Consider the following 7,136-nt stretch of genomic DNA (forward strand, 5'->3'; position numbering starts at 1 on the left):
CAGAGCCTTGGCGCTGGTGTGGGAGAACGGCCTGAACGTTCCGGCACAGGCCTTGCTCTGCTGCAAGGGCACGTTGCGGATTGCGCATGAGTCCTGTTGCAGCCCGTGGAGATTACAACCACAACAGCCGGGAGCACCCGATGTCAGTTACCAGTACCCCTGTATTTCTCGATGATCGGCTGTGGGCCGAGCGTGTGTTCAATGGCGATTGGGTACCCGCGCTGGGCGGTGGGCAAACGGTGACCGAGCCCGCCACGGGGCAGCCTCTGAGCCTTGCCGGCAACGCCAATGCGGCCGATATCAGCCGCGCCTGTAGCGAAGCCGCCGACGCACAGCGCCAATGGGCGGCAACCGGTCCAAGGGAGCGGGCGGCAGTGTTCCGGGCCGCCGCTGCGCAGGCCGAAGCGCACTTCGCCGAGCTGGCGCTGTATGTAGCGCGGGAAACCGGGGCAGCGTTGTTCAAGGGCGAACATGAGGTGCGCGAGGCGATCGTCCTGCTGCACCAGGCCGCCGGGCTGCTGGCTCAGCCTCACGGCCTGGTGTTGCCCAGTGCGGCGGGGCGGTTGTCCTACGCGCGGCGCCAACCCCATGGGGTGGTCGGGGTGATTTCACCGTTCAATTTCCCTCTGGTGCTGTCGTTGCGTTCAGTGGCGCCGGCGCTGGCCGCAGGCAACGCTGTGGTGCTCAAGCCTGACCCGCAGACCCCGGTCAGCGGCGGCTACTTGATCGCGCGGTTGTTCGAGCAGGCCGGTTTGCCCAAGGGATTGCTGCACGTCCTGCCCGGCGGCGCCGAGGCAGGGGAGGCGCTGTGCAGCGATCCAAGAGTGAAGATGATTGCGTTCACCGGTTCCACCGGGGCTGGGCGCAAAGTGGCCGAGGTGGCGGGCAAGCACCTGAAGAAGGTCGCGCTGGAACTGGGCGGCAAGAATTCGCTGATCGTGCTTGAAGATGCCGATCTCGACCTGGCGGCCAGGAATGCGGCCTGGGGCGCCTGGTTGCATCAGGGACAGATCTGCATGGCCACGGGCCGGATTCTGGTCCACGAATCCATCGCCGATGCCTTGATCGCCCGTTTGGTGGCCAAGGCCCGCGCGCTGACCGTGGGCAATGCTGCGAGGGGGGAGGCGGCACTCGGCCCGCTGATCAACGCGCGGCAGTTGCGTCGGGTGCAAGACATCGTCGAATCCAGTATCGAGGCCGGTGCTCGCCTCGAAGCGGGTGGGGAATCCCAAGGGCTGTGCTATTTGCCGACCGTACTCAGCGGGGTGATGCCGGGCATGCGCGCCTTCGACGAAGAGATTTTTGGTCCGGTGGCTACTGTGGTCACCTTCACCACCGACGAGGAGGCGATCATGTTGGCCAACCACACCGAATACGGTTTGTCGGCCGCGGTGATTTCGCCTTCGATAGGGCGCGCCATGGCGATTGGCGAACAGCTGCAATGCGGCCTGCTGCACATCAATGACCAGACAGTGGCCGACGAGTGCATCAACCCCTTCGGTGGGCGCGGCAATTCAGGTAACGGTGGCAGCGTCGGCGGACCGGCTGATTGGGACGAGTACACCCAGTGGCAGTGGGTCACGGTCAAGGATACGCCGCCGGCTTATCCGTTCTAGTCCCGGCTGCCCTCCGTACGTCATTCATCGATAACAATAACAAGGTGCTCATCATGGATTTGAACAACAAGACGCTGGTCGTGACCGGGGTATCGTCAGGCATTGGTGCGGAGCTGGCGCGGTTCGCACGATTCTGCGGGGCAACGGTGATCGGGGTGGATCGCAACGAGCCTCAGCTGACCCTCGATGGCTTTTTCAAGGCTGACCTGGGCGACCCACAGGCTATCGACACCTTGCTGGGGCAATTGCCGGATTCGGTCGATGGCCTGTGCAACGTTGCCGGCGTGCCGGGGACCGCGCCGTTGGCCACCGTGGCCAATGTCAACTACCTGGGCTTACGCCATTTGAGTCAGGGGCTGTTGCCGCGCATGGCGCCGGGCAGCAGCATTGTCAATGTCGCCTCGGTGCTCGGCGGCGAGTGGCCGCAGCGCCTCGAATTGCACAAGGCGCTGGCGGCAACCGACAGTTACGCTGCCGGGCAACACTGGTTGGAGGCCAATCCGGTCGATCCAGCGACCTGCTACCAGTACTTCAAGGAGGCGCTGATCGTCTGGACCTTCGAGCAATCGCAGCGCTGGTTTCGCGATCACGGCGTGCGTCTCAACTGCGTGGCGCCGGGCCCGGTGGCGACGCCGATTCTCGGCGACTTCGTGACCATGCTCGGCGAAGAGCGCATTGCCCGTGACGCCTCGCGCATGGTGCGTCCTGCGTTGGCCGACGAGGTGGCGGCGGTGATTGCATTCTTGTGTGCGGACGCGTCCCGGTGGGTCAACGGGGTCAACTTGCCGGTGGATGGTGGGCTCGCCGCCACCTATCTGTAGAACGTGCGTTGCCCGGCAGAGATGCCGGGCCTTGAACAACAATAAAAAATCAGGATGCACACGATGCTCAAGTCATGCTTGCGGTTGGCTGTTGTCGCGCTTTTTTCTTCGCAATCTCTCATCGTTCACGCCTACGACTTGCCGGGGCTGAACCTCGGTTCCACCAGTTTCTACGATGGCTCTCCCGTGCCCGGAGGTCCGGGGTGGTACGTGGAACAGTACCTGACTTACTCCAGGGCCAATCGTTTCAATGACGCCAATGGCGACAAACTCAACCTGCCCAAACAGCAACTCGAAGTGTTCGCGCCCACGACGCAGATCATTTATGTACCCGAAGCGATGAGCAACGGCATGACCCTCGGGGCTACGGCGCTGGTAACCTCGCTGGTCCATGCCGACGTGGATGATGGCCTGCACAACGCCGCGTTGAGTTCGCGCAACGGCGTCGGCGACTTGACCTTTGGGCCCTTCCTGCAACTCAAGACCCTGACCCGCGCCGACGGCAGTCCGCTGTTGACCCAGCGCATCGAAGCCGACTTCGTGCTGCCCACGGGGGCGTATGATCGCGACAAGTCGATCAACCCCGGCAGCCACTTCTTTTCGTTCAACCCCTACTACGCCGCTACCTATTGGTTTACCCCGAAGTGGTCTGCCAGCGGGCGCTTCATGTACTTGTGGAACGCTACCAACCATGATCCGCAGCGCAGCTTCGGCGCTGTCTCCGACACCCAGGCCGGGCAGGCGCTGCACGCCAACTTCACGTCTCAGTACGCGATCACCGAACGCTTCAGCATCGGCCTCAACGGCTACGGGTTGAAGCAGATCACCGACAGCCGTATCGACGGTCACAATGTCAGTGGGCGCCGGGAAAAAGTCTGGGCGATCGGCCCTGGATTTCTCTACGCGTTCAACCACGAGAACGTGGTCAGCGTGAACAGCTACTTTGAGCAAGGCGCCGAAAATCGCACCGAGGGCAACAAGCTGGTGATCAATTTCTTGCACAAGCTTTAGCGGGGGAGCGGCGGATATCGGCTTTGCGTTTAGCAAATCGACGATCTCTGCGGGGTCGTCATCCGTCTTTGCGAATCCGCCCGATGCTTGCACCCCCCGCTATGGCCGCCGCCAGTGCAGCCACGCCGATCGCCAGGCGCATCGCTTGCGCATCCTGCTCGGGACTCATCAGCCCGTGTTCGCTGCCTGGCGCGTGTGCGGCATACACCGCCAGGATGACCCCTACCACAGCCGCACCCAGGCATTGCCCGAAGGTGCGAACGATGGCCAGTACACCGGATGCGCTGCCGCTGCGCTCACGGGACACGTTCGCCAGCATCTCGCGATTGTTCGGGCTCTGGAAGAATCCGAAGCCGATGCCGCAGAGCAATTCGCGCCAACAGATATCGACCGCGCTGGCATGCTCAGGCAAGAGTGCCAGCGACGCCAGCCCGGCCGTGAACAGACCCAGACCGGCAGTGGACAGCAGTGCTGGTGGGTGACGGTCGGCCAGGCGACCCGCTTGCGGGGCCGCCAGGACAATGCCTATGGGCCAGGCGGTGAACAGCAGCGCCGAGGCGAACACGCTATACCCGTAGGCGTTCTGGAACAGGAAGGGCAGGGCGATGATGGTAATGCCCTGGCTGACGAAGGCGGCCAGGGAGGTCAGCGCGGCCAGCGAAAACCTTGAGGAGTGAAAGATATCCAGGGGCAGCAGTGGCATTCGCGCACGTTGCTGGCGCCAGATGAATGCGCCCCCGGCAGCCAGGGCGATCACTGCATAGAGGCCGACGGTCTCGGCCGCCTGCAGCGCGCTGCCCAGTTGCGCGCAGGCATCGGCAGCGAGGATCACCGCGCCCATGGTGAGGGCGGACAACCCGGCGCCGGCGATGTCGAAGCCTTCGCGGGTCTGCGTGGGCGTCTGTGGGATCGCGCGCAGCCCAAGAGTCACGCCGATGACGCCCAAGGGAATGTTGATCGCGAACAACCATTGCCAGCCGAGCACCGAGAGCAGGGTGCCGCCCAGCGTGGGCCCGATCGCGGTGCTCGCGGCCACCAGCAGTGCGTTGAAACCAAGGATGCGCCCCAGCAGGCGCGTCGGGAAAACGGTGCGGTAGATGGCCGGGCCAATGCTCAAGGTCGCCGCGCCGCCAATGCCTTGCAACACCCGCATGGCAATCAGCATGTCCAGCGACGTCGACAGCGCGCAGCCCAGGGAGGCCAGAGTAAAGACCGTGACGCCGCCTACGAACAAGGCGCGAAATCCCACCCGTTTCGCCAATGCCGCAAAGCTCATCAGCGTCATGGCGGCGGCCAGTAAATAGCCGTTGGCCACCCAGATGGTTGCGGCGGCAGAAACATCCAAGGCGCGGGCGATCGATGGCAAGGCGACGTTGACGATGGTGCCATCCAGCACGGCCATGGCCGTAGCGGTCATGATTGCGATCATCGCCAGACGCCGTTCGGCACCGGGCAGGCCATCGTCTTCAGGGCGATCTGCGAATAATTCGGTCACTGCGGCTGGGCTCCTTGACGCGAGACACCGACCCTACTGCTTGTATCGACGGACTCCCAGCGGTTCCTGCCATTGTTTTTCGCGCTGTAGAGGAAACCATCGGCGGCCTTGATGAGTTCGTCCGGGGTGACGTCACCCGTCGCGGGGGCGCAACTGGCGATCCCGCCGCTGATGGTCACAATCCCCAGGGGGTGTTCGCTGTGTTCGATGGCCAGCGCGCGGATGGCCTCGACGATTTCCTGAGCGATCAGGCCGGCGCCGACCTCGGTGGTATCGGGCAGCAGCACGGTGAATTCTTCGCCTCCGTAGCGAACCGCCAGGTCGGCCGGGCGCTTGAGGGTTTTCCTGAGGGTGTCGGCTACCCGGCGCAGGCAGTCATCGCCGGCCGAGTGCCCGTATTTGTCATTGAAGCGCTTGAAGTAGTCGACATCGAGCATGATCAACGCCAATGGATAGCCTTGGCGTTTGGCGCGACGGATCTCCAGCGCCAGCACCATGTCGAGCTTGCGGCGATTGCCGAGCCCGGTGAGGCTGTCGGTCAGGGCCATTTCCTGCACGGTGCGGTGCGCCTGGCGCAGTTCGTTTTCCATTTCTATACGCTGGCGCAGCTGGCCGAGCACGATAAAACCGAAGCCGGTCAGAAACCCTACCAGCAACAGCAAGTACAGGCCGGTCTTGATCAGGTCGCGACGCCAGGGGCCGACGAAGGATTCGCGCGACAGACCAGCCTCGACCACCAGCGGGTAACTGCTCAGGGCGCGGTAGCCATACAGGCGATAGGTGCCGTCGACGACGGCCTTGACCTCGGCCACGCCCTCGTTGGAAGTTGGCAGGTAGCGCTTGAAAATCACGCTGTCAGCCAAGGTCTGCGTGGTGACTGCCGGGCTGAAGGGGCGGCGGACCAGGATTCGACCATCACGCAGGGCCAGCACCAGCGCGCCTTTGTCGTCGATCTTGAAGTCGCCGTAGTAGTCGACGAAATAGCTGACGCGCAGAGTGCCCAGCAGTACTCCGGCGAACGAGCCGTCGGGATTGTTGAGCCGCCGGGATACCGGAATGATCGGTTCGCCGGTAGAGCGGCTGTTGACCACTTCGCCGATGCGCACGTTGCGGTCGGTGTGGGTGCGGTGATAGATGAAGTAGTCGCGGTCGGCGTTGTTGGCCTGGTCTGGAGTGATGGCTTTGTCGGTGACGATCCACTGGCCATCGGGGCCATAGATGAACAGCCCGTGGAGCTGCGGCATGATCCTGGCCTGCTGGACCATCAACGCATGGATCCTGGGCACGTTGATGCTCGCCAGGCCATCGCCCTCGACACGCTCGCCGAGTGCGTCGGTCAGTACATCCACCTGGCGGATGGCATCTTCGGCGTGCTGCGCCGTGGCGCGCGCCAGGTTGGTGACCGAGTCGTTGGCCATGACGAAGGCCTGGCGGTAATCACGCCAGGCGCGCCAGCCCTCGACGGTCACGAAGGTGACGATCACCAGCACGATGAAACAGACCGTGAGGCGGAATACCGTGGCGGCACGAACCGTCCCTGAACTCGTGGGGTCTGGCGGTGTGTCCGGCGGCATGTATGACCTTTTGCGTCCAAGCATGGTGTTTCTCATTCAGACACTATCAGTTTGAGCACGCGATTCTGCCGATAACAGCTCGACTTGTCGCTACCTCTGCTCAGGCAGCTTGGGTGCAACGAGTAAGGCGAATCTCTCCATATAGTAGAGGGGGATGAGCTTTTGGAGAAAAGTCGTAAATAGCTGAAATAAAAGGTTGACCGGTTATTCCAGTGCTGTATTATTCGCCTCCCGCAGACGAGCACTTAGATGCCCCAAGCGAGTCAAGTGTTTGAAGTTGTTCAGGTTTCTAGCGAAACACTTCAAAATAAACGCTTGACAGGATGTGAGGCTAGCGTAGAATGCGCGCCTCGGTTGAGACGAAAGAATCAACCCACCGCTCTTTAACAACTGAATCAAGCAATTCGTGTGGGTGCTTGTGAGCTCAGACTGATAGTCAAAAGATTATCAGCATCACAAATACTCCGCGAGAAATCAAAGAGTTACCTCGAATCTTCGGATTCGAGAATTGCGATTGCTGAGCCAAGTTTATAAGGTTTTCTCAAAACCTAATTGCAGTATTGAACTGAAGAGTTTGATCATGGCTCAGATTGAACGCTGGCGGCAGGCCTAACACATG

5 protein-coding genes are annotated in these 7,136 nt (G+C 62.1%); 3 read left to right on the plus strand and 2 right to left on the minus strand.

Annotation, left to right across the window (positions count from 1 at the left end; genetic code table 11):
* The first annotated feature begins 140 nt into the window (after window positions 1-140).
* The 3 genes from LIX93_RS09110 (at window position 141) to LIX93_RS09120 (ending at window position 3,448) form a co-directional block, all read left to right on the plus strand.
* Window positions 141-1,616, plus strand: coding sequence for a benzaldehyde dehydrogenase (locus LIX93_RS09110; RefSeq protein WP_226503657.1), 1,476 nt, complete (start codon window positions 141-143; stop codon window positions 1,614-1,616).
* A 53-nt stretch (window positions 1,617-1,669) separates the two neighbouring features.
* Window positions 1,670-2,437 carry a coniferyl-alcohol dehydrogenase gene (locus tag LIX93_RS09115; RefSeq protein ID WP_226503658.1) on the plus strand — a complete coding sequence of 256 codons (768 nt, stop codon included), beginning with the start codon at window positions 1,670-1,672 and terminating at the stop codon, window positions 2,435-2,437.
* A 63-nt stretch (window positions 2,438-2,500) separates the two neighbouring features.
* The gene (locus LIX93_RS09120) at window positions 2,501-3,448 is read left to right on the plus strand and encodes a transporter (protein ID WP_226503659.1); all 948 of its coding nucleotides are present in this window, start codon (window positions 2,501-2,503) and stop codon (window positions 3,446-3,448) included.
* Between the two features lie 58 nt (window positions 3,449-3,506).
* Here LIX93_RS09120 and LIX93_RS09125 read toward each other — a convergent pair whose 3' ends face one another.
* Both LIX93_RS09125 and LIX93_RS09130 read right to left on the minus strand, forming a co-directional pair.
* The gene (locus LIX93_RS09125) at window positions 3,507-4,943 is read right to left on the minus strand and encodes an MFS transporter (protein WP_226503660.1); all 1,437 of its coding nucleotides are present in this window, start codon (window positions 4,941-4,943) and stop codon (window positions 3,507-3,509) included.
* Window positions 4,940-6,541: a sensor domain-containing diguanylate cyclase gene (locus LIX93_RS09130; RefSeq protein WP_226503661.1), complete on the minus strand. Its 1,602-nt coding sequence runs from the start codon at window positions 6,539-6,541 to the stop codon at window positions 4,940-4,942. The genes LIX93_RS09125 and LIX93_RS09130 overlap by 4 nt, the downstream gene beginning before the upstream one ends.
* Window positions 6,542-7,136 lie beyond the last annotated feature (595 nt).

Origin of the sequence: Pseudomonas sp. MWU16-30317 (assembly GCF_020515695.1) — a bacterium.
In the GTDB taxonomy this organism is placed as follows: Bacteria; Pseudomonadota; Gammaproteobacteria; order Pseudomonadales; family Pseudomonadaceae; genus Aquipseudomonas.

Coding starts and splice junctions, on each gene's coding strand:
- LIX93_RS09110 (WP_226503657.1), top strand. CDS start 141: ATGTCAGTTACCAGTACCCCTGTATTTCTCGATGATCGGCTGTGGGCC.
- LIX93_RS09115 (WP_226503658.1), top strand. CDS start 1,670: ATGGATTTGAACAACAAGACGCTGGTCGTGACCGGGGTATCGTCAGGC.
- LIX93_RS09120 (WP_226503659.1), top strand. CDS start 2,501: ATGCTCAAGTCATGCTTGCGGTTGGCTGTTGTCGCGCTTTTTTCTTCG.
- LIX93_RS09130 (WP_226503661.1), bottom strand. CDS start 6,541: ATGCTTGGACGCAAAAGGTCATACATGCCGCCGGACACACCGCCAGAC.